The organism is Candidatus Auribacterota bacterium (assembly GCA_026392035.1).
In the GTDB taxonomy this organism is placed as follows: domain Bacteria; phylum Auribacterota; class Tritonobacteria; order UBA1439; family UBA1439; genus JAPLCX01.
The window spans coordinates 1-23,937 of sequence record JAPLCX010000068.1 but is presented as its reverse complement, the minus strand read 5'-3'; the positions used below and the strand labels follow the sequence as shown (position 1 = coordinate 23,937).

The following is a 23,937-nucleotide window of genomic DNA, read 5'->3' as shown; positions in this document are numbered from 1 at the left end:
GCTTTACTTCTTGGAATAGAAATCATCCAGAGAGATACCGAACCGTCTCCTGATTGCGGCTACTACTGGACGGGAATACTCGTCGTTCTTCCTATGCGGTTTGTGCAGCGTATAAATGGCCGGTCTACCATTGATGTCTGGGTGAAAAAGGAAGCATTTGTTGCCGCGCTCTTTAATCTCGATGCTGAACCGACTTACGATTCTGAGGAGCTCGCCATAGGTAAGGGGCTTGTCAGACGTGTGCATAAGCGCAGCTCATCTTGTCCAGGATCACCCTCGGCGAGATGGATTTCCGCTTGAGGATATACTGCCGCGCGAGCTTTGCTCTATGCTCAAAATATATCTGCCAGTACCGCGCAGGGGCGGGATGAAAGAGGGATTTAGGCAGTAGCCCCTTTTCGGATGCGAACGTGACTTGGGATGAGATCAAATCAGCAAGATTTTCCCTTGCTTCGCCGAGGCTCCCCCCTTGAGCCACGAGGTCGAATTCAAGGCAATGAGCGATAAAGTGGCCAGCGTCTTTGTATTCCAGACAAGTGAGTATTATCGGCCTTTCATGCTGCGTATCCTTGCAGATAGCTATTGCGCGTCCGGCGTATTTCTTCATATCTTTCAAGCCCCCTCCTTTCGTCCCGCTAAAATGATAGCACCATAATCGCAGGGCGTCAATCGTGCCAAAATGTGGACGTCAGGGGCCGGGCTGGTCACGTCATAATAAATAATCTCGTGGTGAAGTTGGTCGAGCTTCTCATGACCTTCGCTGCCGACGATTTTCTCCGCAGGTTTATCGGGCAGGTCGATGGTTTGAAATTTGCTTGGGATTTGGGATGCGCTTGTCCCGAGCGAAGCCGAGGGGGGATTTGGGATTTTCGGCGAGGTTCACCTCGTCGATGTAGCCCACGATGACTGCCCTGACGCAGCCATCGGTCCAGTCGAGAACCTGCCGGGCGGAGTTCCCCTCGTCCACGAAGAGCACATGGTCACCCACGCCCGCCCGGACCGTATCCACGGCGACGACGGGCGTCTCCGTTTTCTTGCCGTGAGGATCCTCGGGGCGCACGAGGAGGAGCTTCCGCCCATTGAATCCCTCGTGCTTCAGCGTTGCCACCACCGTGCCGATGACTTTTCCGATTTTCATGTTCAGTTATTGCACCTGATTACTCTGATTGCTCTGAAGCATCAGGTATATCAGTAAGATCAGGTGCAGATTATTTCACTTCTCTTGTCACCCTGTCGATGATCCCGGTAATCGTGGCGTCCGATGGGTTGAACGGCTCCGGCAGCGGCAGCGATGCCTCGCGTCCCCCGATGTAGAAAACCGTTTCGCCGGGACCTGATTGCTGTGTGTCGCATGCCACGACCGGCTCGCCGGAGGGCGCGCCGTCTTCGTCAAGCGGCTGTACGAGGAGCAGTTTCACTCCCGTGAGCGAGTCCACCTTGCTGCTCGCCACCACCGTGCCGATCACTTTGCCGATTTTCATGTTCAGTTATTGCACCTGATTACTCTGATTGCTATGAAGCATCAGGTATATCAGTAAGATCAGGTGCAAATTATTTCTGTAATGTGTCTGCCTGGGATTTGTTGTATATCTCTTTTCCCCCGACTTCCCACGTGTCAACGACCGCCATGACCACGCCGTCGACGGGCCTCTTGTCGGTGAGCTGTGTCTGCCGGCAGGAGCTCCCCTCTGAGTAGAGCACCACGTCGCCGATCCCCGCCTGCACGACGTCGACGGCGACGACATAGTTATTGAGCTGCTTGTTGGTGTGAGAGAGCTGTTGGACGAGCAGGAGCTTCAATCCCTGAATGTTCTCGCTCTTATTCGTCGAGACGACCGTTCCCATCACTATGCCGAGCTGCATCAATCCCTCCGGGATAAATCCCAGATAAAATCCCAAATCCCAAATCCCAAATCCCAATAATGGGGATTGGGGGAGGGAGTTGGGAGGAGTGTGGTCAATCCTCCGCCTGGGGGCGGCCCAGGGGCAGGACGGCGTCCACATTTGCGTGCGGCCTCGGTATCACGTGCACGGAGACGAGCTCTCCGACTTTCTCCGCTCCGCGCGCGCCGGCTTCAACGGCTGCGCGAACCGCCGCGACGTCGCCCCGAACGATGGCGGTGACATAGCCCCCCCCGATCTTCTCATAGCTCACCAGTTCAACCTTGGCTGCCTTTACCATGGCATCGGACGCCTCGACCATGGCGGCAAACCCACGCGTCTCGATCATTCCCAGTGCTTCGGCCATAGCTCATCCTCCGTGCGGTACGTGGCGGCGTGAGAGCCCCTCCACCGCGATGGTTCAGATAGAGCGTATGATAGTACAGCTCTCCGTGCGCAGTCAAGATAGGATTACGGCGGCGAAGATTTCCACGAAGAAAAAGATTAAACGAGTGTTACCACGGAGGCACGGAGAACACGGAGGGATAGAAAGCGACTGAGACTACCAGGACAGTTCAGCACCACTGTAAACACAGAAACCGCTGAAACACCAGAACACTACTCTGTGTATTCAGTGTCCTCAGTGGTTTATACACCAACATGCAGTAACCCTATGCACCATCTCCGTGCCCTCCGTGTCTCCGTGGTGGAATACGAAAGTTAATTTCCCCCCAGAGATGCGCGCGCGTTTCTGCGACGACCACCCCGCTCAGCACCAGAAGGGAAATCAGATTCGGGATGGCCATGAGCGCGTTCGCGATATCCGCAAAAGACCAGACCGAGGGGAGCGACACCACCGACCCGACCATCACCGCGGCGACCCAGAGGCGCCGGTACCCCTCGACCGCGTACGTCCCCAGCAGGTACTCAACCGCCTTCTCACCATAGTAGCACCAGCCGAAAATCGTCGACGCGACGAACGTGAATAAGCCCACCGTCAGGACGGCAGGGCCGATGAGAGGAATGCCGGTGAAGGCGGCTCTCGTGAGGCCGGCGCCCTGCAGGCCTTTTACCCACTCCCCCGAGTTCACGATGACGAGGCCGGTGAGGGCGCACACCACCACGGTATCCCAGAACGTCCCGGTGGAGGAGACGAGCGCCTGCCTGACGGGGTTCCTGGTCTGAGCCGCGGCGGCCACGATCGGTGCGCTCCCCATGCCGGACTCGTTCGAGAAAAGTCCCCGCGCGATGCCGTAGCGGATCGCATCCCTGACTCCTGCGCCCACGAAACCGCCCATCGCAGCGTGACCGGTGAAGGCGCTCGTGAAAATCAGGTGAATGGTTGCCGGGATGGAGTCGAACTTCATGGTGAGGAGTATGAGACAGCCGCCGATATAGAAGATCGCCATAAACGGCACCAGGACCTCGCACACGCGGGCGATTGATTTGATCCCCTTGAGCATGACGAAACCGGTGAGCACGGTCATGATGATGCCGGTAATCCATGTCGAAATGTGAAAGGTCTCATAGACCATGGTGGAGATGGAGTTGGCCTGCACCATGTTGCCGATGCCGAATGCGGCGATCGCGGTGAGCGCGGCGAAGATGAGGCCGAGCCAGCGGCAGTGCATCCCCCGATCGAGTACGTACATGGGCCCGCCGGCCATGCAGCCGTCTCTCGTGGTCACGCGATATTTTACCGATAGCACCGCCTCCGCGTATTTGGTTGCGATCCCGAAGACACCCGTGAGCCACATCCAGAGCACCGCGCCAGGCCCGCCGGCGGCGACCGCAGTGGCAACGCCCACGATGTTACCGGTGCCGATGGTGGCGGCGAGCGCCGTCATCAGCGCGCCAAAGTGGCTGATATCGCCCTCCCCCTCGCGTGTGCGAGAGAGGGAGATTTTTATCGCCCTCCAGGTATATCTCTGGATCACGCGGAGCCTGAAGGTAAGGTAGATGTGGGTGCCAAAGAGCAGAATCAGCATGGGAGGGCCCCATGCGATGTTGCTCAGCCGTACCAGTGATTCCCCGATTTCATTCATCTGCTATCCCCTGCGATGCACCACCGCGAACGCCAAGGCTGGTGGAGAACCATAAATATCTTTTATAAAAATGGCCACCAGTATAGCGTCCCCGCCGAGCCGAATCAAATTATATGGGAGAGACGAGATTCCGGCTGCAGTGACAGGCATTAAAAACATCAGCGCCGCGTATTTGCCCAAATAGATGACTCTCATACGTACAAAAATTATTGCAGATAGTGCGCAAGTATATTGAGGAAATGACGTCAAATATAGTGGAAAGCAAAAGGGGTTTGTATATGCGGAAGATAGCGGACAGGAAAGAGCTGATCGAACGGGAAGTCGGGGAAACGCTTCGGTGTTTTGACGAGATTGAAACAATTGCGGGCAATCCATTCTTCTACACGAGTCTTCAGGGGAGGCTTGGGGGCCTCGGAGCGCAAAGGGAGGGGATGATCGCCATGATTTTAAGTGGGCGCACACTGCGCCCTGCGCTCCTGGCGCTCCTTGTGACGCTCAATGTTGTTTCGGGGGTATGTCTTTTTCAAGAGAGCGGGTCTCAATCGGAGAGTCGAGAGGAAAGCCTGACGGCATTCGCCAGTAAGTATTCGCTCTATCAAGGCGGCATTATGGTTCTGTAATCCAGCGAAATGTAATGTCCATATCGTCTGATCAAGTAAAAAGGAAAAGCGGAGGCATCTAGTGGGGTGTATCTCTGCAGATCAAGGGCATATCGAAAGGAGGTGAGACACCAACACCGCAAGGAGCGTAATTTTAACCGTCAACAACAGGAACGATCGAACCGAAAGGAGGTTCAAAATGAAGGTCGTAACAGTATTCATTGCAGCATTCGTTATCGCCTCGCTGGCTGCCACGGTGATTCTGGCAGGTCCGTTCGGACCGCGCGACGCTAAGGGGCCGGGTGGGCCGGGCGGGCCGGGCGGGGAATGTGTCGGAGCGCCGGTACCGGGATGCCCACCGCATCCTCCGATGCCAGCGCCTGAGCAATTGGCGAAGGCCGGGGCTACTGAAAAGCAGATCAATGCTCTGATGCAGGTCGAGTATGAACAGCAGCAGAAGCGAATTGATCTGAGGGCTGACATAGAGAAGGAGGAGTTGACGTTGAATTATTCCATGAGGTCACGCCCGGTGGATGAGAAGGTCGTGCTGAAGGCAGTGGATGCGCTCAATCAGGTGCGCGGCGAGCTCTTCAAACTGGACATCGCCTCCGGACTGCAGGTGAGGAGCATATTGGGCGATGAAGTTCTTTCCAAAATGCAGGGACAGCGTCCTCCTGACCGGGATGCACGCCGCTGGCATGGACCCGGCTTTGAGGGTCAGGATCTATCGCCGCAAGACGAGGGTCCCCGTCCTTTTCAACAGTGATGAGAATGAAGCCCTGCAGGCGGTTTAGCCAATCGCCCCGGCAGGGATGAACGGAGAATGTGGAGCTGCCCGGCGGCAAGGGCAGCTCCACATTCACGTCCGCCGGCAGGACCGCTGCTCATCAGATACTCATCCTCAGGCGAAGCATGGCCATTCTTCCCCCTGGCCCCATGACCATAGAGCTGCTCTCCTCGCGCTTTGGCTCTTCCCCTCGCTCCCCAAACCGATCTTACCTTATAACGATAACCAGTTGGTAAAGAACTGGCTCTCTCTGGTAAAATATGGTTTCAAGAAGGTGACTATAGACTCTGATTCTTGCGTGATGTAAATAGTGCGCAAGTTTATTGAGGAAATGACGTCAAATATAGTGGAAAGCAAAAGGGGTTTGTATATGCGGAAGATAGCGGACAGGAAAGAGCTGATCGAACGGGAAGTCGGAGAAACGCTTCGGTGTTTTGACGAGATTGAAACAATTGCGGGCAATCCATTCTTCTACACGCGTCTTCAGGGGAGGCTTGGGGGCCTCGGAGCGCAAAGGGAGGGGATGATCGCCATGATTTTAAGTGGGCGCACACTGCGCCCTGCGCTCCTGGCGCTCCTTGTGACGCTCAATGTTGTTTTGGGGATATGTTTTTTTCAAGAGAGCGGGTCTCAATCGGAGAGTCGAGAGGAAAGCCTGACGGCATTCGCCAGTAAGTATTCGCTCTATCAAGGCGGCTACGGTTATTGACGGTCTGAGAGGAGGGAACAGCATGGACATTCTTACGAAAAAGCGGGCAACTGCCTGGGCGATCGCCATTCTTGTTGTTCTGAACCTGTGCGCCCTCGGAACGGTGTGGTATCAACAGCGGATGCGGCCTCGCATGGGACCATTTCCCCATGGCGGAAGGAGAGGGCCCGACATCACACGTTTTATCGAAAAGGAGCTGAAACTCACAAAGCAACAGTCGGAGCAGGTTGAAGCTCAGCAAAAACAGTTTTTTGCCCGTGCGGATGCCCTCCAACGCGAAATCAATGATCTCCTGAAAGCGGTCATGGAGCAACTCCTTGTTCCTTCGCCCGATTACGCGAAGGTGAATGAACTGGCGGGCGAAATCGGCACGAAGGAAGCTCAGAAGGCACACCTCCTGTTTATGCACTTCCAGGATATTAAATCCGTGTGCCGGCCCGAGCATGAGAGAGAGTTCGCCGCGCTCATTCACGATCTTCTCAGGATGTTCGCTCCCCCGGTCGCTCCCGAAGATCATGGCCCGCCCGAAGATCACGGCCCCCCCGAACATCACGAGCCACCCGGGCCTGGCCCGCGGGGCGAGCCGCCACCATGGTGAGGACAACCGTCAGCACATTGTTCTGCACATGGATACCTGATTCGGATAAGCTCCCGGACTGTCACCGCGGTATCCCATCGATTCATCGTTGGTTGCGAGGCGAGGTCCGGAGCATCCCGGACATCGTGCCTTCCATCTTGTTGCGGTGTGGGGTGTTATAAAGGGGCTGCGATGTCCATGGAAGATTTGGAACTGCTGCAAGATTTAAAAGACGGGAACCCGGAAGCATTTAAACGACTTGTGGAACTCCATCAGGAGCTGGTTATCAATATATGCTACAGGTTCGTCTTTATCCGAGAAGATGCCGAGGATATAGCCCAGGAAGTCTTTATTAAGGTCTACCGGTCCATTTCCGATTTTCGGGGAGAGTCAAAATTGTCCACCTGGATTTATCGGATCGCAGTGGCCAAGTCCCTGGATTTTATCCGGAGGATAAACAGGAGAAAAAGGTTCGGATTCATTCAAACATTGATAGGCATAGACAATCAGATCGAGAAACTTCCCGCCCCCCGCAGCAGCCTCCCGGATGCCGAGATGGAAAGGCGGGAACGATATCGCGTTCTGCAGCATGCATTAGGCATATTGCCGGAAAACCAGAGAATGGCCATCACGCTGAGCAAGTATCATGACTTTTCCAATAAAGAAATTGCGGAAATTCTTGGGACAACGGTGTCAGCCGTCGATGCCTTGCTTCACCGGGCCAAGAACAATCTGCGCAAGAGGCTTTATCGCTATTATGAAAAACTGATGTAATCCGCGCGCGAGTGTGCGAATGAGGTTGGCAAGAAGGGAGCGTAGACCGGGCGCTATTTTTATATATGCAGTCATACGGTAGTTTTTATATTGATTGGCGCCGGCAGTAGATATATCATACTATTCATACATATCATATTGCCTGACAACCGGCCTGCTATCAGGCGGGAGGGTCGTGAGATGAACGGAATATTCAGAGGCAAGGTGCACGGCACCGCAACGGTGGGTGAGCGGGGACAGATTGTCATACCCGCCGAGGTGAGGGAGCTATTGCGGATCCGGCCCGGCGAGCGGCTCATGGTGATGGTCAAGCCCGAGCGAAAGATCATCGGCCTCATGCGCGCGGACGATTTCAACGCCTTTTTGAAACAGGCGGCGAAGATGATTGCGCGGCTGGAGAAGAAGGTTTCAAAAAAAAGCAGGTGAGGAGATGAGGCGCGGCACAATTATTCTATGGACTCTCGTTCTCATCCTCCGCGGCACGGCGGCAAGGGGCGAGTCTTCTGCGGAAGTCATGGCCTGGAAGGCGTGCGTGCAGGAGGCCAAGAGGTACAATCCCGACCTGGTCTCCGCAATGGAGGTTATAGCCCAGTCAAAAGCCAACAGGTCTATCAAGGCCAGCCCGCTCTTCCCTCAGGTAAACGCATCGATGGACGACGGGAGGGAGGGGGGGAGCGGTCTGGATACCACGAATGCACACAGCATGCAGTTGTCGGGTAAACAGCTCTTCTTCGACGGATTCAAAACCGTCTTCAGTGTAGAGCGTGCAGGCAACGAGATTACCGCTGCGCGGTACAGTTATGTCGTCACATCCTCACAGGTCAGGCTCAGCCTTCGAAATGCCTTCGCCGACCTCCTTAGCGCCCAGGAGCTCCTGAACATAACGAGGGATATCGAGCAGCGCCGCCGGCAGAACGCCGACCTTGTGCGGTTGCGTTATGAGGCGGGGAGGGAGCACAGGGGGTCGCTCCTCCTCGCACAGGCGGACCTCGCCCAGGCGGAGTATGACGTCGAGCAGGCCGAGCGCGCCATCCTGCTTGGCCAGAGGCGGTTGAGCAAGGTGATGGGGCGCACTCACCTGATCCCGGTCATTGCGGAAGGGACTTTCGACGTGGTGGACCGGGTCTCGGCGAGACCGGATTTTGAGAATGTGGCCGACACCAATCCCTTTCTGCAGAAACTCATCGCCCTGACGGATGCGGCGCGCTACGGCCTGAAATCTGCCAAGGCTGATTTCTTTCCGCAGGTGTTCGGGAATATTCAGGCGGGAAAGGTCGCGGTGGACACCTGGCCGCCGAATAAGAATGAATGGTCCCTGGGGCTGAATGTCAGCTACCCGCTCTTCACGGGGCGAAACCGCATATCGGAGGTATACCGGACGCGGGCAGTGCTCAACCAGGCGGTGGCGGACGAGAAGAGCGGGCGGGATGGCGTCATACTGACGCTGGAGAAAACCTGGACGGATCTCCAGGATGCCCTCGAGCAGGTGGGGGTGCAGCAGAAATACCTGGTCGCCGGCGAGGAGCGCGCGAAGATCAGCCGGGCCGAGTATCAGATTGGGTTGGTCCTCTTCGACGACTGGACAATCATCGAGGATGCGCTCGTGAGGGCCAAGAAAGCATTTTTGGTCGTAGAGGCCGCTTCCCTGGTTGCGGAGGCAAACTGGGTTCAGGCGCAGGGGGGCACTCTGGAGAGCGAGCCCGTGTCACCACGGCCCTGATATAGCCATTGGCCGTTCATAATCGCAGCATAACCGACAGGATACTGGAGATACGTATGCGTCACATGACACTAAAAAACTTGATTGGTGCGCTGGCAATTGTCATTATCGTCGGCGCGATATTAATTATCCGTCGCGAAAAAAGGGCCGACGAGACGATCACCGAGATTACCCCGTTCTATTGCAATATCCGCGCGGTCATCTCGACGACGGGCGACGTTGAGCCCCAGAACCGCCTCGAGTTAAAGCCGCCGATCGGCGGGCGGGTCGAGGAAATACTGGTGCACGAGGGGGACAAGGTGAAGATCGGCCAGATGCTCGCCTGGATGAGCTCGACCGAGCGGGCGGCGCTGCTCGACGCGGCGCGGTCACAGGGGGCGGAAGCGCTGAAATACTGGAGTGATGTGTACAAGCCCACGCCGTTGATATCCCCGATTGACGGGGACGTGATTGTGCGCGCGGTGGAGCCGGGGCAGACGGTCACTTCGACGACCCCCGTGCTCGTGCTCTCCGACCGCCTCATCGTCAACGCCCTGGTTGATGAGACCGATGTCGGCAAGGTGAAGGTCGGGCAGCAGGCCATCGTCAGCCTCGATGCGTACCCTGACGTGAAGGCCCCATCGAGGGTGGATCACATTTCTTATGAGTCCAAGACCGTCAACAACGTCACGATTTATGAGGTGGACGTGTTGCCGGAAAAAGTGCCGGATGTCTTCCGGTCCGGGATGAGCGCGGTCGTGGAAATCGTGGAGGCGAGCAAGGAGAATGTCCTCTGCCTGCCGCTTGAGGCCGTGAGGAGAACGAAAAGAGGCGGGGAAGTGCTGCTCGCCCAGGGGAACGGGAAAACGCCGGTCAAACAAAAGGTTGCGTTGGGGATTGCTGACGACAAGAATGTGGAGATTGTCTCGGGGCTCACCACCAATGATACGGTGGTGATCAGGAGTGCGAAGAAGAAACTGCCGAAGGGCGCGGCGACGGGGAGTAACCCGTTCATGCCAAGCATGCCCAGGCCAAGGTAATCGTAGAGAGAAACCATCTTTTTATCGAGGGAAGCCAGCATGCTGGAGCTGACACGCATATCCAAAACATACCAGATGGGGAAGGCGAGCGTCCACGCCCTCATGGATCTCTCGCTGAAAGTCAAAGAGGGAGAGTTTGTGGCGATCATCGGCCCCTCCGGCTCGGGGAAATCTACGCTCCTCCACGTCATCGGATGCCTGGACAGGCCCGACACCGGCTCATACAGGATGGGGGGACGCGAGCTCACCAAACTCACGGACGACCAGCTCGCGGTGCTCAGGAACAGGATGATGGGTTTTGTCTTTCAGCAGTTCCACCTCTTGCCCTACGCCAGCGCATTGGAGAATGTCGAGCTCCCGCTCATCTATGCCGGTCAGCGCCACCTGAAGGAAAAAGCGCGCGCCAGGCTGGGGGAGGTCGGCCTCTCGGAGCGAGCTGCTCATCGACCCACGGAAATGTCGGGGGGAGAACAGCAGAGGGCGGCGATCGCGCGATCCCTTGTCAACGAACCACCCATCATCCTCGCGGACGAGCCGACGGGAAACCTCGACAGCAAGAGCGAGGCCGAGGTCATTAAGATACTCGAGGGTCTGAACAAACAGGGGAAAACGGTCGTCATCGTTACGCATGAGCCGGAGATCGCCAGGCGTGCCAGGAGGATCATCTCCATGCGGGACGGGCGGATCATCTCTGACGAGCAGAAAGGCCCAGAGGTTGGAGAAGATAATGTGGCGCGCCCGACGGGACAGTTCGAAAGCCTCATGGCCAGTGCCCACGCGGGAGTGGGGAAGGCGGAATTAGGGGACCATATACGCCAGGCGCTTCGCGCGATCAGCTCCCACAAGATGCGTTCCTCGCTCTCGATGCTCGGTATCCTCATCGGCGTTGGCGCGGTCATCGCGATGCTCGCCCTCGGCCGCGGCGCGAAGGAATCGATCGCCCAGAGGCTCGCCTCGATGGGGTCCAACCTCCTCATGGTTCGTTCGGGCTCCCACCGGGTTCACGGCGTGGCGCTCGAGGCTGGTTCGGTGACGCGGCTTACCCTTCAAGATGCCGATGCGATTGCAAAGTTTTCAGAGGTGCGGCGGGTGTCGCCGGCGGTTCAGGGACGCGCGCAGGTGGTCTACGGCAACAAGAACTGGAACACCCAGGTCGAGGGGACGGGCGTGGATTACAAGGACCTGCGGGCCTCGAATCCAACTGTGGGCAGATTCTTCACCGCGGAGGAGGTCAGGAGCCGCGAGAAGGTCACCCTCCTGGGGACCACCGTCTCTCGCGCGCTGTTCGGGGATGTGAACCCGGTGGGTTCGACAGTGAAGATCAACCGCATCAACTTTCAGGTGATAGGGGTCCTCCCCGAAAAAGGAGCCATGGGGCCTCGCGACCAGGATGACACCGTGGTGGTCCCCATCAGCACTGCGATGTATAGGCTCCTCGGGAAAGACTACCTCGATTCGATCTATGTCGAGGGCGCCGATCCTGCGGTGATGGAAGCCGCGGAGAGCGCGGTCAAGGAACTGATTATCAAGCGGCATCGGCTCTCAAAGGAAAGGGAGGACACCTTCGAGATCCGCAACATGGCGGAGATGCAGGCGGCGCTCGAGAGCACCACGAAAACGATGACCTGGTTGCTGGGCTCCATCGCGGCGATCTCGCTTATCGTAGGCGGCATCGGTATTATGAATATAATGCTCGTCTCGGTTGCGGAGCGGACGAGGGAGATCGGCCTGCGCAAGGCGATCGGGGCGCGAGGCATGGACATCATGGTGCAGTTTCTCATCGAATCGGCGATGATGACGTTCAGCGGAGGGCTTGCGGGGATCGCGCTCGGGGTCGGCGCCTCAGCCCTCATGGCGAACCTGGCGGGCTGGGCGGTGCGCGTCTCACTGTCCTCGGTACTGCTTGCGGTGACATTCTCTATTGGCGTGGGATTGCTCTTTGGGCTCTGGCCCGCTAAGAGCGCCGCCGCCCTCAACCCGATCGAGGCGCTGCGGTACGAATAGCACAGGAATTGAGCCGCTTGATAATTGAGGATTAAAGATTTCGCCGCGGATGCACGCGGATACGAGCGGATAAAGCGTTTAAAAGGAGATATTGAACGCAGATTGACGCAGATAAACGCAGATTTATTACAGGAACGCATAACCGTTTTTCCTATCTGCGCACATCTGCGAAATCTGCGTTCTCAATAAAACAATTGCCTCGCTTTCTCCGTGCGCTCCTTCTTTTCTCCGTGTCCTCCGTGGTGAGATTTTGAAGTACTGAAAATACCCTCAAAGACTAACGGCGTGCCCCACCACGGGATATTTTTGTTGACACCACCAAGCCCCCCGATGGTACATTGTCTACATAGTTGACCTACTAAGTAGACTAATATCGTGGAGACAATGGCATGAGGGTTTCAAAAAAGGGGGAGTACGCCCTGAGGGCGATGATTCATCTCTCCAGGAACTATGAGAAGGGCGTGGTGCGGATTCGCGAGATTTCTAAAAAGGAGAGAATACCGGAAAAATTTCTCGAACAGATCCTGCTCAGCCTCAGAAAGGCGGGCCTGCTTCAGAGCAGGAGGGGCTTGGGCGGAGGCTACGCGCTGAGCAGGCACCCGCGGGAGATCACCCTCGCGCGAGTGATCCGCGTCATTGACGGGCCGCTCGCCCCGCTGGGCTGCACGAGCACCTGGGCCCACGTGAGCTGCCCGGAGGAGAAAAGCTGTGGCCTCCGTCGCGTGATGCTGGAGGTGCGAAACGCGATTGCGGGAATTTTAGAAGGCGTCACATTTGCCGATCTGGGCGGAGGAGGGAATCGCGCCCGCGGGAAGAAACCGACGCCACGGGCGAAGGTGAAGAGAATTGAACGCGGAGGGAAGGGGTATGTATGCAGAAAAAGCTGTTGATTCCAGTGGTGATGTGCGTTGCGATTCTCCAGGCGGGAATGCGCGCGGGCCGTGCGGGTGCAGAGGAGTTGAAGGGTTCAATCACCGTTTCGGGTGCGTGGGCGCTCTATCCGATGGCGGTGAAGTGGGCTGAGGAGTTTCAGAAGATCCATCCGGCGGTGAAGATAGATGTCTCTGCGGGAGGCGCCGGCAAGGGGATGGCCGATGCGCTGGCCGGTGTCGCCGATATCGGCATGGTGTCCCGTGCGATCAACCCCTCGGAGGCGCAAAAAGGGGCGTGGTGGGTCGCGGTAACCAAGGACGCTGTGGTCTCCACGATCAATGAGAACAACCCCGTGATACAGGCGCTCCTCGCCAGGGGGGTGAAGAGGGAAACCCTCGTTGGGATATGGATACGTGAAACGGTTAAGAATTGGGGGGCAGTCGCGGGCAATGATCGGAAGGACCCGATCCATGTGTACACCCGCTCCGATGCCTGCGGTGCCGCTCAGACATGGGCTGAGTACCTCGGCGGGAAACAGGAGGATCTGCAGGGGACGGGGGTGTATGGAGACCCGGGGCTGGCGGGCGCGGTGAAGAGCGACGTGCTCGGGGTTGGATTCAATAATATCAATTACGTCTATGACGCGAAGACCCTTGCGCAGGTAAAAGGGATAAAAGTGTTGCCGATAGATCTCAACGGAGATGGCCGCATCGATGAGGGAGAGGATTTCTATAAAAGCAGGAGTGATATTACGAAGGCCATAAATGATGGGAAGTATCCCTCCCCACCTGCCCGCGAGCTCTATTTTGTCTGCAAGGGCAAGCCTGAGAAGGAGATCGTGGATGAGTTTCTGAAGTGGGTACTCACTGATGGCCAGAGGTATGTACCCCAAACAGGCTATATCAACTTGTCCGCGGAGAAGCTCTCCGGAGAGCTCAAGAAGCTCGAGGGTAAGTAAGCTGCTGTGTATCATGTTGCACATAAGGGGGAGGGACGAATGAGGATACGGGTAGTATGCGGTGCGATCCTGGTACTATTCATAGGGGCGCTGGCGTGGGGGGATGATGACTGGAAGATGTGGAACACCTATTCATTTAAACTTCCGGTGATTAAGAAGAAGGTGGATCTGAACGGCATCTTTGAAACCCGCTTCCGTGATGACATGGACGAGTTCTACCACTACCATTTCTACATGGGGCCGGACTATTATCCATGGAAATGGCTCATCCTCGGGATGCAATACGGTAATATTCAGGAGGGAGACCCGGGCGAATTTAATACCGAGCACCGACTCATGTTTTTTGTGACGCCGAAGTTCAAGCTCGCCGATCTGGGGGTGGATAAGTTTGCGCTGGGCGACCTCTCCCTGACCCTTCAGAACCGCCTCGACATGCGGATCAGGTATTACAAGGATCACGTCTATACCTGGAGATACCGGTTCTATCCGAAGGTGTCTTACCCGGTGTTTAAATCGGAGAAGCTCACGATCTCTCCCTATACCGCAAATGCTTTTTATTTCGACCTCACCAATGGCATCGCGTTTAATCAGAACAGGGTTTACGGCGGCCTCAGCTTTCAGCTCTTTAAATTTCTCACTCTTGACTGGTACTACATGCGGCTTGCGGAAAGGAGCGGTCGAGGCGGCGAGTGGACGGGAAGCAATGTGTGTGGCACGGCAGTTTCATATAATTTTTAGTTCCCGCTGCGTCTGATGTGTGCGGGCGCGCCGATCTCCGGCTGCCCCGCGTTATCGGTCCCCGTAAGACCCCCGCGAGGAGATGCTGTGACTCGAACCAGAAGAGTATTCAAAGACAAATGTGCGCGCATCGTCACGCAGGCGCTGTCGGTTGGCGCTTCTCTCCTCGTCTTTCTGATGCTCCTCGCCCTCTACCAGCGGTCGAGACCGATCCTGGCGCTCCACCCCCTGATGTCACTGCTCTGTTCGCGCGCCTGGCAGCCGCTGCGGGGCCTTTTTGGATTTCTCCCCTTTATCATGGGGACGCTCTGGGTGACGGGCGTGGCGATCGCGATCGCGGTTCCGCTCTCACTCCTCACCGCAATTTACCTCTCTGAGTATGCGCCACGCACGGTACGGGAATGGACCTCCCCGCTCATCGACCTGCTTGCCGGAATCCCCTCGGTCGTTTACGGAATCTGGGGAGTGCTGGTGATCGTGCCGATGATCAAGAATCACATCGCGCCGTTCTTTGGTGTCATTTCAACCGGTTACACTGTCCTCGCCGGTGGCATCGTGCTCGCGATCATGGTATTTCCAATAATCATCCATGTCGCCACGGAGGTGTTCAGGTCTGTTCCCTCGGAGATCAGGGAGGCTTCGCTGGCGCTCGGCGCGACGAAGTGGCAGACGGTGAAACACGTGGTCATGCGCAGGTCCCTCCCCGGAATCATTGCCGCGATCGGCCTGGGGGTGTCACGGGCGTTTGGAGAGACGATGGCCGTGCTCATGGTGGCGGGGAATGTCGCGAAGATCCCTTCCTCGGTGCTGGACCCCGCCTATCCCCTCCCGGCGCTGATCGCCAATAACTACGGCGAGATGCTCTCCATCCCGCTCTATGACTCGGCGCTTCTGCTCGCGTCTCTTGTGCTTTTGATGGTGGTCTTGCTGTTCAATCTATTTTCCAGGATTATACTCATGAGAGTCGAGGGAGGGATGCATTAGGATGGACAGAAGAAAGGTAGAAGAGGGTATATTCAAGTTCCTGATGCTCGCCTCCGCATTCATAATCCTGGCGCTCCTCGCGCTGATTGTGACGACGGTGATTGTGAAGGGCTTGCCCGCCATGAGCTTCGCAATGATCACCCAGACACCGAAGGGCGGCTACTACCTAGGGAAGGAGGGTGGAATTCTCAATGCGATCATCGGCTCTCTCTATCTCGCAGGGGGAGCGACGCTCCTCGCATTTCTCATCGGCCTTCCCGTGGTGCTCTACCTGAACGCCTATGCGAGGAGAGGCTCCCTCCTGGCGACCTTCACCCGTTTCTCGTTTGACGTGCTGTGGGGCGTCCCCTCCATCGTGTACGGTGCATTCGGCTTTACCCTGATGCTCTTCTTCGGCCTTGGATCTTCGCTCCTGGGAGGCATCATCACCGTGGCGCTGCTCATCCTGCCGGTGATGACGAGAGCGATGGATGAGGTGCTGCGATTGGTGCCCGCAGAGCTCACGGAGGCCTCGTACGCACTGGGGGCAACAAGGCTCGAGACCTCGTTGAAGGTGCTCGTCAGGCAGGCGTTGCCGGGCATCGCCACCGCCGTCATGCTCGCGTTCGGGAGGGGAATCGGGGACGCGGCATCGGTGCTGTTCACCGCCGGCTTCTCCGACTCAGTCCCTTGTTCGCTCTTTCGCCCCGCGGCGACGTTGCCGCTGGCGATTTTCTTCCAGATGGGCACCCCGTTCCCCGAGGTGCAGGAGAGGGCATACGCCTCGGCGTTCATACTGACTGCGTTGATTTTAGTCATCAGTATCGCAGCGAGATTGCTCGCGGGGAAATATGCCCGGCACGTCGTGAGATAGGAGATCGAGATGACAGGCGAAGCGCAGATACGCGTGCGGAACCTCAATGTCCACTACGGACAGGAGCGCGCGCTGAAGGATATAACCGTGGACATACCCGCCAGGAAGATCACGGTCATCATCGGTCCATCCGGCTGCGGGAAGACCACCCTGTTGAAGTCTTTCAACCGCCTGATCGACCTTGTAGAAGGGGTGAGGGTTTCCGGCGAGGTTCTCGTGGATGGTAAGAACATATTCGATCCGGCGGTCGAGATTACCGCCATCAGGAAGAAGATGGGGCTCCTCTCGCAGAAACCCTATCCGCTGCCGATGTCGGTCTTCGACAATGTCGCATACGGGCCGAGGATACACGGAGTGAGGGATAAGAGACAACTGGCGAAATTGGTCGAGCATCATCTCAGGCAGGCGGGACTCTGGGAAGAGGTGAAGGACAGGCTGCAGCTCCCGGCATCGAGGCTCTCTGTCGGGCAGCAGCAGCGGCTCTGCCTCGCGCGGGGGCTGGCGGTCGAGCCCGAGATCATCCTGGGCGATGAGCCCACCTCGGCTCTCGATCCAAAATCGAGCCGGCGGATCGAGGGGATTTTTCTCGAGCTCAAACAGAGCTACACCATCGTTCTCGTGACCCACATCCTGCGCCAGGCGAGGCGGCTCGCCGACTACGTGATTTTTCTCTACATGGGCGAGCTTGTAGAACACGGCCCCGCAGAGCGGGTTTTCAGCAACCCGCGCGAGGCGATGACGCGGGAGTATATCCAGGGAATCATCAGTTGACCGGCTGGCCGGTCGCGCGATCAGGCATTGTGGGGAAGATGACGATGGCGTCCTGGCGGATCGCGACGGTGATCTTCTTCCCCGTGCAAAGGTTGTGCCTCCTGTAGATGTACGAGGGGAACCTCAGTTCAAACTCCACGCAGGAGCGCACTGTCATGCTGCAAAAGTCGTTGCAGAGGTAGGATGATACGATCTCTGCCTCGTACTGATTGTCCCTGAGTTCTTCTCTGAGCGGCTCTCCCTCCTTGATGATTTTAATATCCTGCGGCCTTACACAGACGGTCACATGCTGGCCGACCCGGCAGGATGATTCCTGGAGTGCGACGATATTCAGGGTGCCGCACTGCACCGTGATCTTGCCGCGCTCGATGTTCACTATCTCACCGCGGTAGATGTTCCGTATCCCCTGGTACCTCGCCACCCGCTCCGTTGACGGCCGCAGCATGACCTCGTCCCGTATGCCGACCTGCTCGAGCATCCCGTCGATCAGCACGCCGATGCTGTCGCCGACTGCTGAGGCCTCGTCGAGGTTGTGCGTGACGTGGATAACGGTGACGTTCAACAGCCTGAGTATTTCTTTTATCTCAAACCAGAGGCGCGTGCGCATGCCGGGGTCGACCGCCGAGAACGGCTCATCGAGGAGTATGGCCTCAGGGTGTACGATGAGCGCGCGTGCCAACGCCACCCGTTGGGCCTCGCCGCCCGAGAGATTTCCGGTGCCTCTTCCCAGTAAGTCTCGAATCCCGAGCACGTCCGCGAGGCGGCGAAGCCGACCCTCGGCCTCATCCCGCGGCGTCCTCCTGGCAAGGGGACCGAACAGGATATTCCCGCGGACGTCCAGATGGGGGAAGAGGGAATAATCCTGGGGGAGGAGCCCGATGTTCCTCTGTGAGGGGTCCAGGTGCGTGATCTCCCGTGATCCGAGACAGATGGTGCCTCCCGAAACGCGGAGGAGCCCCGCGATGCATTTGATGAGCGTCGTCTTCCCGCTCCCCGTCGGGCCCACGAGGACAAGATACTTCCCTGCGCCCAGATCGAGATTCAGGTCGCGAAGAGAGAACCGTCCCGCCTTACAGCAGAGGTTGCGTAGTGCGAGCATGGAGTTTCCTCAATATGAACAGGACCGCGAGCGAGATTCCCACGGCGATCAGGATGAAGACGCACGCGCGGCTGATGTCGGCGCTCGCGAAGCTCAGGAAGATCGCCACCGGGAGCGTCTCCGTTTTCATCGGTGTCGCTCCCGCGAGCGTCACCGTCGCTCCGAATTCGCCGACCGCGCGCGCCCATGTCAGGAGGAACGCCGCGACGATGCCGTTTTTCGACATGGGGAGGAGCACTCTCGTGAACGTCGTGAAGCGCGTTGCCCCGAGCGTCCGGGCGATCCCCTCGTAGACCGGATTGATCCCCTCGAAGGTTGATTTCACGAGGCTGATCGCGAGGCCGATGATCACGATGAACTGGGCGGCGACGATCCCGCCCACCTCGAAGACAACTCCTCCAAGGGCGCGGTCTACCAGCCTCCCCGGAATCGTGTTGAAAAAAATGAGGAGGAGCGCGCCGAGGGCGATGGGGGAGAGCACGACCGGCAGGTAGAGGAGGGTATCAACGGCATCCCGCAGGGGGAAGCGGTAGCGCGCCAGGACGTAGGCGGTGGGGAGGGCGAGGAGCAGCGCCAGGAGCGAGGCGGCGGTCGCGGTGACGAGTGTCAGCCTGATTGCAAAGAGAAGTTCCGAGCGGTGGATCCCCCTGAGCGCCCCGGGACCATGGAGTTGCGCGAAGAGCGAATAGATGAGGATGAGAAGGAAAAGAACAAGGAGCGTGAGGACGCCGGCAAAGGCAATGGTAAAAATTTTATTCTTCATGGCGGAGTATCCTGAAATAGTCGTGAGGCAAAATATACTCGCCGCCTATCCTCGCATGCGGTGCGAATTCCCTGGCGCGCGTCTCGTCGGTGATATATCCCCAATGTTCAAATATCTTTTTTGCTGTGGGCCCCGTGACATAGTTGATGAAATCCTGAGAGAGATCTTGATCCTTCGCGTAGACCGGGATGGCAATCGCGATGTAGGCAATCCGTGGAATAGCATCAGGTGCCAGCCTTATCCACTCAACCTCCTTCGGGTTCCAGGAGGCGAACACATCCCATCCGAGGATCGCATCGACTTTCCCGAGCACGGCCAGCATGGCGGTGTCCTCGCAGCTCTTCGTGAACACCACCACATTCTTCAATACCGGCGCCAGTAATTTGTTGTAATTCAGAATCTCGATGCCATAAAGCCCGAGGCAGACCGTTTCAGGGTTTCCCATTCCCAGGCGTACCCCCGACCGCGCGAGATCCGTGAGAGACCTTATATGCGCTGGATTCCCCTTCGGGACAATGATCGCCGGGATGAGGTAGGCAACCTTTTTATCCGTGGCGGGGATGAGGAGCTTCTTCCTCTCCCCGATGCTGATGTAGTCGGGCGATCCGGCGAGGTACAGATCTCCCTTGTGCGACAGCTCCATCTGCGAGAGAAGGCTCCCCGATCCGCCGTAGTTCACCAGGACCTTTACCCCCCGCTCGCGCTCGTACGCCCTGGCGATCTCCTCCATCGGAACCTTCACCGCCGACCCGCAGAAGAAGAGCAAGCTTTTCTCCCGCGGCCCGCACCCGGACAGGAGGAGGCACGCGCCTATGAATGGTGCGAGATAACAGATAGTTCGGTTCATTTCTTAAAGATTTCCTACTAAAAGCTCCGATATTCTCGCGCATATATAGCGGAGCGTCAATACTGTTCTAAGTTTGCGGGAGTTTCTCACCTGGAAGGGTGGGGGTGAGAGCAGGGAGCCGCGAAGCGGGTCGGGCGAAGCCCGAACCCAATGAGACCACCGCTGTAAGGCGGTGGAGATTCATCTGCCGCTTGTAGTGGTTCCCCGCCTGCCGGCGGGCAGGGATTTATCCGACCCGCGAGAGGGGAGGGGGTCAAATCTTTATCCTTGACAATTGGGTTTTTCCGGCGCGGATGCGCTAACGTGTCCCGCCGTTGGCGGGATTGCCGCTCAATTCCGACGTTGGGCAAAACAAGATAATTTAGTAGAATAGCAAAAGGAGGTAAGTGCACATGAAGACATTTGGAGTTGTTTCGTTAACCGTGTTACTGGGAGTGACATTACAATACGAAGCGCGTGCGCAATCCGGAGGCGCGCTGTTTTCGGATCCGGTTACATACAATGTGGGGAACGGGGCGGCGGGGATCGCTCTGGGTGATTTTAATGGAGATAAAGTTCTGGACATTGCCATTCCGAACAGCGATGACAATGATGTATCGATCTTGCTCGGCAACGGTGACGGTTCTTTTGGGGCAGCCACTGATTATGCGGCGGGTGATTCTCCCTGTTCAATCGCCGTTGGAGATTTTAACGGGGACGAAAATCTCGATATTGCCATGACGAATTCGGATGACGATAGCGTATCAATTCTGATCGGCAACGGGGCCGGCGCATTCGCGGCGCCCGTGGGCTATACGGTAGGTAAATCTCCCTGCTCAATCGCCGTCGGAGATTTCAACGGGGACAAAAATCTCGACCTGGCCGTGGTAAACGGGGATAGCAAAAGCATATCGGTCCTTATCGGGAATGGCGATGGCAGGTTCGCCTCTGCTGTGAACTATGGGGTCGGCTGGCTTCCCGATTCAGTCGCGGCGAATGACCTGAACGGTGACGGCAATCTCGACCTCGCGGTGGTGAATTATGGGGATGAGAGTATATCGGTCCTTCGCGGAAACGGTGATGGGACATTCGGGTTCGCTGTTGACCACCCGGCGGGCCCCAGACCTTCCTCAGTCGTACTGAGCGATTTTAACGGGGATGGCAACCCCGATATCGCTATGGATAATGGTTCGAATTATGCCGACTGGCCACAGGACGTAACAGTTCTACTGAACAGCGGCAGCGGCGTATTTGCTCCCGGCGTCGGGTATTACGGCGGCTGCCAGATTGAATCCCTCGCCTCCGGTGATTTAAATGGTGACGGCAAACCTGACCTTGTTGTGCGGGATTACACCTGTGGTTGCGTGGCGATTCTCATGAATACAGCTCCTACACCTGCCCCAGCGTTGACGATTTGGCCAAGTTCATCCAAGCTGCCCTGGGTATTTGAGAGCACAGGCTGGTTTTATCTCGTCGTGAGGTTGATGGAGAATGTCACTTTGAGTTTTGACGTTTACCTTGTTGCCGCTCCTCCTGGAGGAATATATACCGTTCTGCCCAATGGAACGGTTGAGGCGGGGATAAAGGCGTTATACAGGAACGTTCCGCCGTTATCCGCCCCTTATTCGATGAAGGTCCAACCAAATATTTCTATTCCCGAGAGTCTGGTCGATCATGACGTAACCTTCTACATTTGCCTGGTGGAGGCCGGAAAGATGCCGCCGATTCGCAGCCTCCGGGAGCTGAATCATGACACCCCCTATGTGATCATGTTCGATAGGAAGACCATGAGGGTTACCTGGGGGACGTGTGGTCCGGACCGCCCCTAAAGCGATATATACAATTCTAAATCTTTCGCAAACTAACCTTGCCTGACTATTCGCTCCGCCGGATGTGCCAAAATGCGGCGCGCCGGTGAGCTTGAACTTTAGGCATGGAGGAAATGATATGAAAAGAATCACGATCATCATCGCATGCGCGATGGTTACGGTTCTCTGCGCGTTTGGCGCAAGCAAGGCGTCCGTTGCCGTCTTGCCGGAAAAGCCAGCAATCGCAATCAAAGAGGCCGTGACTCTGGCGGAACAACACCTGAAGAAATCAGAGATAGACCTCTCGGAGCATTACATTTCCCAAGCAGTTTACGGACAACTACCGAAAGAAGACAAGTGGTGTTGGACGGTCGTGTGGTCACCCACCGGCAAGGGAAAAGGTGGCTGGCATCATGTCGCCGTCTACATGGACAAGACGACCAAGAACTGGACAGTGAAATAAGATTGCCGAACCAAGTTTTGCAGCGTACGTCGCGAAGCCGCGCCGCCGCTGAAAATCAACGTTCGAGCAAAAAACGAGCAAAAAAGCAATTGACGGTAAACACCAAAAGGGTATAGTATTTATACCGTTATGGAATTTGAATTCGGCAAACAGAAGAGCCGATCAAACAAAGAAAAACACGGGATAGACTTTGTGGAAGCACAAACACTGTGGCACGACATCAGTCGAGTCGAAATCCCTGCCAGAACAAAAGATGAGCCGAGGATGTTAGTTATAGGAGCAATAAACAAGAAACATTGGACAGCCGTCGTTACTTATCGGGGCATTAAAACCAGAATCATCTCGGTCAGACAATCCAGGCCGGAGGAGGTGCAGATGTATGAAAGCTAATGAATTCGATGAGAAATTTGAAAAGGGCGGGAACGTCATCAGCTATCTTGACTTGTCCAAGGCCCGAAGACCCGACCAAGAACAACGCCGAGTCAATGTGGATTTTCCCAACTGGATGATCCATTCTTTGGACAAAGAGGCCAAAAAATTAGGGGTCACCCGCCAATCCATCATCAAGGTCTGGATTTCCGAACGGCTGAAAGAAAAGACCGCTTGAGGAAAAGCAGGCTCGAACGACGGAATTGCCCGGCGGACTCTCATGACTTGCCGCGCCTGGCGGCGCGAACAAGTCATTCGAGCGGGCGCCCCCTGTAAAAGCCAGCCCTCATCATCCTTCCCTCCATTTCAAGAAAATCGGCGAACAAAAAGTCAGACATTTACTATACACTGATAGGAGCATGGTTGATGTAGTGCGAGCATGACAAGACCATTGAGGATTGAATATCCGGGGCATGGTACCACGTCACAATCCGCGGGAACGAGCGGGGGGAGATATTCCAGGACGACAAAGATCGGGGTCGCACCACGATATCTTATTGGCCACGAAGTGATTATGTGATTTTAGGGCCTTTAAAAGTGGCTTAGACACGTTTTTTAGGCCTGAAAATCGCATATAAGAAGTAATTTGGTTGGGGATCTCGTTTTGCCGGCGCGGATGGACGAACGCGTGTGCGTTTGTTTTTCCCCGCGTCCCGCTAAGGGAAATCGCCGCTCAATCCTGATGTTGAGTTGAAGGATAAATGACGGAGAAAAGGGGACAGGCTACTTTTCGGCCTGCATCTCTCCGGCATTGAGTAAGTTATGAAGCGTTTTAGTTGAAAATCAAGATGTTTGAAAATAGCTCAGATAAAATGTAATGTGCGGTCTGGTGGACTGCCGCCTTGGCGGGGCGGATGCGGGAGCCTACGGCTCGCTCCCTCCCGCGTCCAGCTTAGCGGGATTGCCGTTCAATTCCGATACTAGGAGTAGCGAGCAAGAGAGTCACATATGTCGCAAATCAGCGCGGGAAAAATATGGCCGTGGTTGACCATCGCAATGGTTGTGACAGTCGCTGTGTGCCAACTTCATAGGCAGGGGCGTATGTGGCTGTGCTCCTGCGGCCGATTCCGCCTGTGGGTGAGCGATACCTGGAGTCCTGAAAACTCCCAGCAGTTTCTAATACAAACGCATTAAGTAAAGTTACACAATCGCTTGATTTTTTGAACTGACCATGAACGTGTTGTTTTGCGAACCGTCGTCCATGTATTCTCAAGGTCATCAAACCACTGGTTGGTCGTGGCCTCGTAACGGACTCTA

The 23,937-nt window shown here is 56.5% G+C and carries 29 protein-coding genes; 19 read left to right on the top strand and 10 right to left on the bottom strand.

Annotated elements, in window-relative coordinates:
- Positions 1-3: 3 nt before the first annotated feature.
- From NTX71_07275 to NTX71_07245, 7 genes are all read right to left on the bottom strand, one after another.
- Positions 4-246, bottom strand: coding sequence for a hypothetical protein (locus tag NTX71_07275; protein MCX6339705.1), 243 nt, complete (start codon positions 244-246; stop codon positions 4-6).
- The gene (locus NTX71_07270; protein MCX6339704.1) at positions 233-616 is read right to left on the bottom strand and encodes a hypothetical protein; all 384 of its coding nucleotides are present in this window, start codon (positions 614-616) and stop codon (positions 233-235) included. Before NTX71_07270 ends, NTX71_07275 begins: the two co-directional genes overlap by 14 nt.
- A 168-nt stretch (positions 617-784) precedes the next feature.
- On the bottom strand, positions 785-1,138 hold the full coding sequence (locus tag NTX71_07265) for a EutN/CcmL family microcompartment protein (protein ID MCX6339703.1): 354 nt from the start codon (positions 1,136-1,138) through the stop codon (positions 785-787).
- 70 nt (positions 1,139-1,208) lie between these two features.
- A complete protein-coding gene (locus NTX71_07260) occupies positions 1,209-1,481 on the bottom strand; it encodes a EutN/CcmL family microcompartment protein (protein ID MCX6339702.1) in 273 nt (90 codons plus the stop codon).
- A gap of 70 nt (positions 1,482-1,551) precedes the next feature.
- Entirely contained in the window at positions 1,552-1,863 is a 312-nt protein-coding gene (locus NTX71_07255; protein MCX6339701.1) for a EutN/CcmL family microcompartment protein, read from the bottom strand.
- A 94-nt stretch (positions 1,864-1,957) separates the two neighbouring features.
- A complete protein-coding gene (locus NTX71_07250) occupies positions 1,958-2,248 on the bottom strand; it encodes a BMC domain-containing protein (protein ID MCX6339700.1) in 291 nt (96 codons plus the stop codon).
- A 304-nt stretch (positions 2,249-2,552) separates the two neighbouring features.
- On the bottom strand, positions 2,553-3,926 hold the full coding sequence (locus tag NTX71_07245; protein MCX6339699.1) for a sodium:alanine symporter family protein: 1,374 nt from the start codon (positions 3,924-3,926) through the stop codon (positions 2,553-2,555).
- Positions 3,927-4,204: 278 nt separating this feature from the next.
- Between NTX71_07245 and NTX71_07240 the strand changes: the two genes are divergently transcribed.
- From NTX71_07240 to NTX71_07170, 15 genes are all read left to right on the top strand, one after another.
- Entirely contained in the window at positions 4,205-4,546 is a 342-nt protein-coding gene (locus NTX71_07240; GenBank protein ID MCX6339698.1) for a hypothetical protein, read from the top strand.
- 178 nt (positions 4,547-4,724) lie between these two features.
- Complete coding sequence (locus tag NTX71_07235) at positions 4,725-5,291, top strand: hypothetical protein (GenBank protein ID MCX6339697.1); 567 nt, start codon at positions 4,725-4,727, stop codon at positions 5,289-5,291.
- 391 nt (positions 5,292-5,682) lie between these two features.
- A complete protein-coding gene (locus NTX71_07230) occupies positions 5,683-6,021 on the top strand; it encodes a hypothetical protein (GenBank protein ID MCX6339696.1) in 339 nt (112 codons plus the stop codon).
- 22 nt (positions 6,022-6,043) lie between these two features.
- Entirely contained in the window at positions 6,044-6,619 is a 576-nt protein-coding gene (locus NTX71_07225) for a periplasmic heavy metal sensor (protein ID MCX6339695.1), read from the top strand.
- Positions 6,620-6,796: 177 nt separating this feature from the next.
- Positions 6,797-7,372 carry an RNA polymerase sigma factor gene (locus NTX71_07220; GenBank protein MCX6339694.1) on the top strand — a complete coding sequence of 192 codons (576 nt, stop codon included), beginning with the start codon at positions 6,797-6,799 and terminating at the stop codon, positions 7,370-7,372.
- A 180-nt stretch (positions 7,373-7,552) separates the two neighbouring features.
- Complete coding sequence (locus NTX71_07215; protein MCX6339693.1) at positions 7,553-7,798, top strand: AbrB/MazE/SpoVT family DNA-binding domain-containing protein; 246 nt, start codon at positions 7,553-7,555, stop codon at positions 7,796-7,798.
- A 4-nt stretch (positions 7,799-7,802) separates the two neighbouring features.
- Complete coding sequence (locus NTX71_07210) at positions 7,803-9,092, top strand: TolC family protein (GenBank protein MCX6339692.1); 1,290 nt, start codon at positions 7,803-7,805, stop codon at positions 9,090-9,092.
- A 65-nt stretch (positions 9,093-9,157) separates the two neighbouring features.
- Positions 9,158-10,111 (top strand): efflux RND transporter periplasmic adaptor subunit, encoded by a 954-nt coding sequence (locus NTX71_07205; GenBank protein ID MCX6339691.1) that lies wholly within the window; start codon positions 9,158-9,160, stop codon positions 10,109-10,111.
- A 39-nt stretch (positions 10,112-10,150) separates the two neighbouring features.
- Entirely contained in the window at positions 10,151-12,115 is a 1,965-nt protein-coding gene (locus NTX71_07200) for an ABC transporter permease (GenBank protein MCX6339690.1), read from the top strand.
- Between the two features lie 389 nt (positions 12,116-12,504).
- Complete coding sequence (locus NTX71_07195) at positions 12,505-13,005, top strand: Rrf2 family transcriptional regulator (GenBank protein MCX6339689.1); 501 nt, start codon at positions 12,505-12,507, stop codon at positions 13,003-13,005.
- Positions 12,987-13,946 carry a substrate-binding domain-containing protein gene (locus NTX71_07190; protein ID MCX6339688.1) on the top strand — a complete coding sequence of 320 codons (960 nt, stop codon included), beginning with the start codon at positions 12,987-12,989 and terminating at the stop codon, positions 13,944-13,946. The genes NTX71_07195 and NTX71_07190 overlap by 19 nt, the downstream gene beginning before the upstream one ends.
- A gap of 39 nt (positions 13,947-13,985) precedes the next feature.
- Complete coding sequence (locus NTX71_07185; GenBank protein ID MCX6339687.1) at positions 13,986-14,684, top strand: DUF2490 domain-containing protein; 699 nt, start codon at positions 13,986-13,988, stop codon at positions 14,682-14,684.
- Positions 14,685-14,771: 87 nt separating this feature from the next.
- Positions 14,772-15,668 (top strand): phosphate ABC transporter permease subunit PstC, encoded by an 897-nt coding sequence (gene pstC / locus NTX71_07180; GenBank protein ID MCX6339686.1) that lies wholly within the window; start codon positions 14,772-14,774, stop codon positions 15,666-15,668.
- A 1-nt stretch (position 15,669) separates the two neighbouring features.
- Positions 15,670-16,521, top strand: a complete 852-nt coding sequence (pstA, locus tag NTX71_07175; GenBank protein MCX6339685.1) for a phosphate ABC transporter permease PstA — start codon at positions 15,670-15,672, stop codon at positions 16,519-16,521.
- Positions 16,522-16,530: 9 nt separating this feature from the next.
- Positions 16,531-17,292, top strand: a complete 762-nt coding sequence (locus NTX71_07170) for a phosphate ABC transporter ATP-binding protein (GenBank protein ID MCX6339684.1) — start codon at positions 16,531-16,533, stop codon at positions 17,290-17,292.
- On the opposite strand, the gene NTX71_07165 is transcribed toward NTX71_07170, so the two are convergent.
- Genes NTX71_07165 through modA form a run of 3 tightly spaced genes read right to left on the bottom strand, consistent with a single transcriptional unit; the run spans position 17,285 to position 20,001 of the window.
- Positions 17,285-18,391 (bottom strand): ABC transporter ATP-binding protein, encoded by a 1,107-nt coding sequence (locus NTX71_07165; GenBank protein ID MCX6339683.1) that lies wholly within the window; start codon positions 18,389-18,391, stop codon positions 17,285-17,287. The two genes, NTX71_07170 and NTX71_07165, sit on opposite strands and share 8 nt — an antisense overlap.
- Positions 18,363-19,154: an ABC transporter permease subunit gene (locus NTX71_07160; protein ID MCX6339682.1), complete on the bottom strand. Its 792-nt coding sequence runs from the start codon at positions 19,152-19,154 to the stop codon at positions 18,363-18,365. The genes NTX71_07165 and NTX71_07160 overlap by 29 nt, the downstream gene beginning before the upstream one ends.
- The gene (gene modA, locus NTX71_07155; protein MCX6339681.1) at positions 19,144-20,001 is read right to left on the bottom strand and encodes a molybdate ABC transporter substrate-binding protein; all 858 of its coding nucleotides are present in this window, start codon (positions 19,999-20,001) and stop codon (positions 19,144-19,146) included. Before modA ends, NTX71_07160 begins: the two co-directional genes overlap by 11 nt.
- A gap of 392 nt (positions 20,002-20,393) precedes the next feature.
- Here modA and NTX71_07150 point away from each other — a divergent pair, with 392 nt between their 5' ends.
- The 4 genes from NTX71_07150 to NTX71_07135 all read left to right on the top strand — a co-directional run bounded on the left by NTX71_07150 (position 20,394) and on the right by NTX71_07135 (position 22,858).
- The gene (locus NTX71_07150; GenBank protein ID MCX6339680.1) at positions 20,394-21,809 is read left to right on the top strand and encodes a VCBS repeat-containing protein; all 1,416 of its coding nucleotides are present in this window, start codon (positions 20,394-20,396) and stop codon (positions 21,807-21,809) included.
- 118 nt (positions 21,810-21,927) lie between these two features.
- Entirely contained in the window at positions 21,928-22,251 is a 324-nt protein-coding gene (locus NTX71_07145) for a hypothetical protein (protein ID MCX6339679.1), read from the top strand.
- A gap of 129 nt (positions 22,252-22,380) precedes the next feature.
- On the top strand, positions 22,381-22,641 hold the full coding sequence (locus NTX71_07140; protein MCX6339678.1) for a BrnT family toxin: 261 nt from the start codon (positions 22,381-22,383) through the stop codon (positions 22,639-22,641).
- Entirely contained in the window at positions 22,631-22,858 is a 228-nt protein-coding gene (locus tag NTX71_07135; protein ID MCX6339677.1) for a CopG family transcriptional regulator, read from the top strand. The genes NTX71_07140 and NTX71_07135 overlap by 11 nt, the downstream gene beginning before the upstream one ends.
- Positions 22,859-23,937 lie beyond the last annotated feature (1,079 nt).

Excerpts from the sequence above, each read along its gene's own strand:
- NTX71_07275 (MCX6339705.1), bottom strand. The coding sequence starts at position 246 with ATGCACACGTCTGACAAGCCCCTTACCTATGGCGAGCTCCTCAGAATC.
- NTX71_07265 (MCX6339703.1), bottom strand. The coding sequence starts at position 1,138 with ATGAAAATCGGAAAAGTCATCGGCACGGTGGTGGCAACGCTGAAGCAC.
- NTX71_07260 (MCX6339702.1), bottom strand. The coding sequence starts at position 1,481 with ATGAAAATCGGCAAAGTGATCGGCACGGTGGTGGCGAGCAGCAAGGTG.
- NTX71_07255 (MCX6339701.1), bottom strand. The coding sequence starts at position 1,863 with ATGCAGCTCGGCATAGTGATGGGAACGGTCGTCTCGACGAATAAGAGC.
- NTX71_07250 (MCX6339700.1), bottom strand. The coding sequence starts at position 2,248 with ATGGCCGAAGCACTGGGAATGATCGAGACGCGTGGGTTTGCCGCCATG.
- NTX71_07245 (MCX6339699.1), bottom strand. The coding sequence starts at position 3,926 with ATGAATGAAATCGGGGAATCACTGGTACGGCTGAGCAACATCGCATGG.
- NTX71_07240 (MCX6339698.1), top strand. The coding sequence starts at position 4,205 with ATGCGGAAGATAGCGGACAGGAAAGAGCTGATCGAACGGGAAGTCGGG.
- NTX71_07235 (MCX6339697.1), top strand. The coding sequence starts at position 4,725 with ATGAAGGTCGTAACAGTATTCATTGCAGCATTCGTTATCGCCTCGCTG.
- NTX71_07230 (MCX6339696.1), top strand. The coding sequence starts at position 5,683 with ATGCGGAAGATAGCGGACAGGAAAGAGCTGATCGAACGGGAAGTCGGA.
- NTX71_07225 (MCX6339695.1), top strand. The coding sequence starts at position 6,044 with ATGGACATTCTTACGAAAAAGCGGGCAACTGCCTGGGCGATCGCCATT.
- NTX71_07220 (MCX6339694.1), top strand. The coding sequence starts at position 6,797 with ATGGAAGATTTGGAACTGCTGCAAGATTTAAAAGACGGGAACCCGGAA.
- NTX71_07215 (MCX6339693.1), top strand. The coding sequence starts at position 7,553 with ATGAACGGAATATTCAGAGGCAAGGTGCACGGCACCGCAACGGTGGGT.
- NTX71_07210 (MCX6339692.1), top strand. The coding sequence starts at position 7,803 with ATGAGGCGCGGCACAATTATTCTATGGACTCTCGTTCTCATCCTCCGC.
- NTX71_07205 (MCX6339691.1), top strand. The coding sequence starts at position 9,158 with ATGACACTAAAAAACTTGATTGGTGCGCTGGCAATTGTCATTATCGTC.
- NTX71_07200 (MCX6339690.1), top strand. The coding sequence starts at position 10,151 with ATGCTGGAGCTGACACGCATATCCAAAACATACCAGATGGGGAAGGCG.
- NTX71_07195 (MCX6339689.1), top strand. The coding sequence starts at position 12,505 with ATGAGGGTTTCAAAAAAGGGGGAGTACGCCCTGAGGGCGATGATTCAT.
- NTX71_07190 (MCX6339688.1), top strand. The coding sequence starts at position 12,987 with ATGCAGAAAAAGCTGTTGATTCCAGTGGTGATGTGCGTTGCGATTCTC.
- NTX71_07185 (MCX6339687.1), top strand. The coding sequence starts at position 13,986 with ATGAGGATACGGGTAGTATGCGGTGCGATCCTGGTACTATTCATAGGG.
- pstA (MCX6339685.1), top strand. The coding sequence starts at position 15,670 with ATGGACAGAAGAAAGGTAGAAGAGGGTATATTCAAGTTCCTGATGCTC.
- NTX71_07170 (MCX6339684.1), top strand. The coding sequence starts at position 16,531 with ATGACAGGCGAAGCGCAGATACGCGTGCGGAACCTCAATGTCCACTAC.
- NTX71_07165 (MCX6339683.1), bottom strand. The coding sequence starts at position 18,391 with ATGCTCGCACTACGCAACCTCTGCTGTAAGGCGGGACGGTTCTCTCTT.
- NTX71_07160 (MCX6339682.1), bottom strand. The coding sequence starts at position 19,154 with ATGAAGAATAAAATTTTTACCATTGCCTTTGCCGGCGTCCTCACGCTC.
- modA (MCX6339681.1), bottom strand. The coding sequence starts at position 20,001 with ATGAACCGAACTATCTGTTATCTCGCACCATTCATAGGCGCGTGCCTC.
- NTX71_07150 (MCX6339680.1), top strand. The coding sequence starts at position 20,394 with ATGAAGACATTTGGAGTTGTTTCGTTAACCGTGTTACTGGGAGTGACA.
- NTX71_07145 (MCX6339679.1), top strand. The coding sequence starts at position 21,928 with ATGAAAAGAATCACGATCATCATCGCATGCGCGATGGTTACGGTTCTC.
- NTX71_07140 (MCX6339678.1), top strand. The coding sequence starts at position 22,381 with ATGGAATTTGAATTCGGCAAACAGAAGAGCCGATCAAACAAAGAAAAA.
- NTX71_07135 (MCX6339677.1), top strand. The coding sequence starts at position 22,631 with ATGAAAGCTAATGAATTCGATGAGAAATTTGAAAAGGGCGGGAACGTC.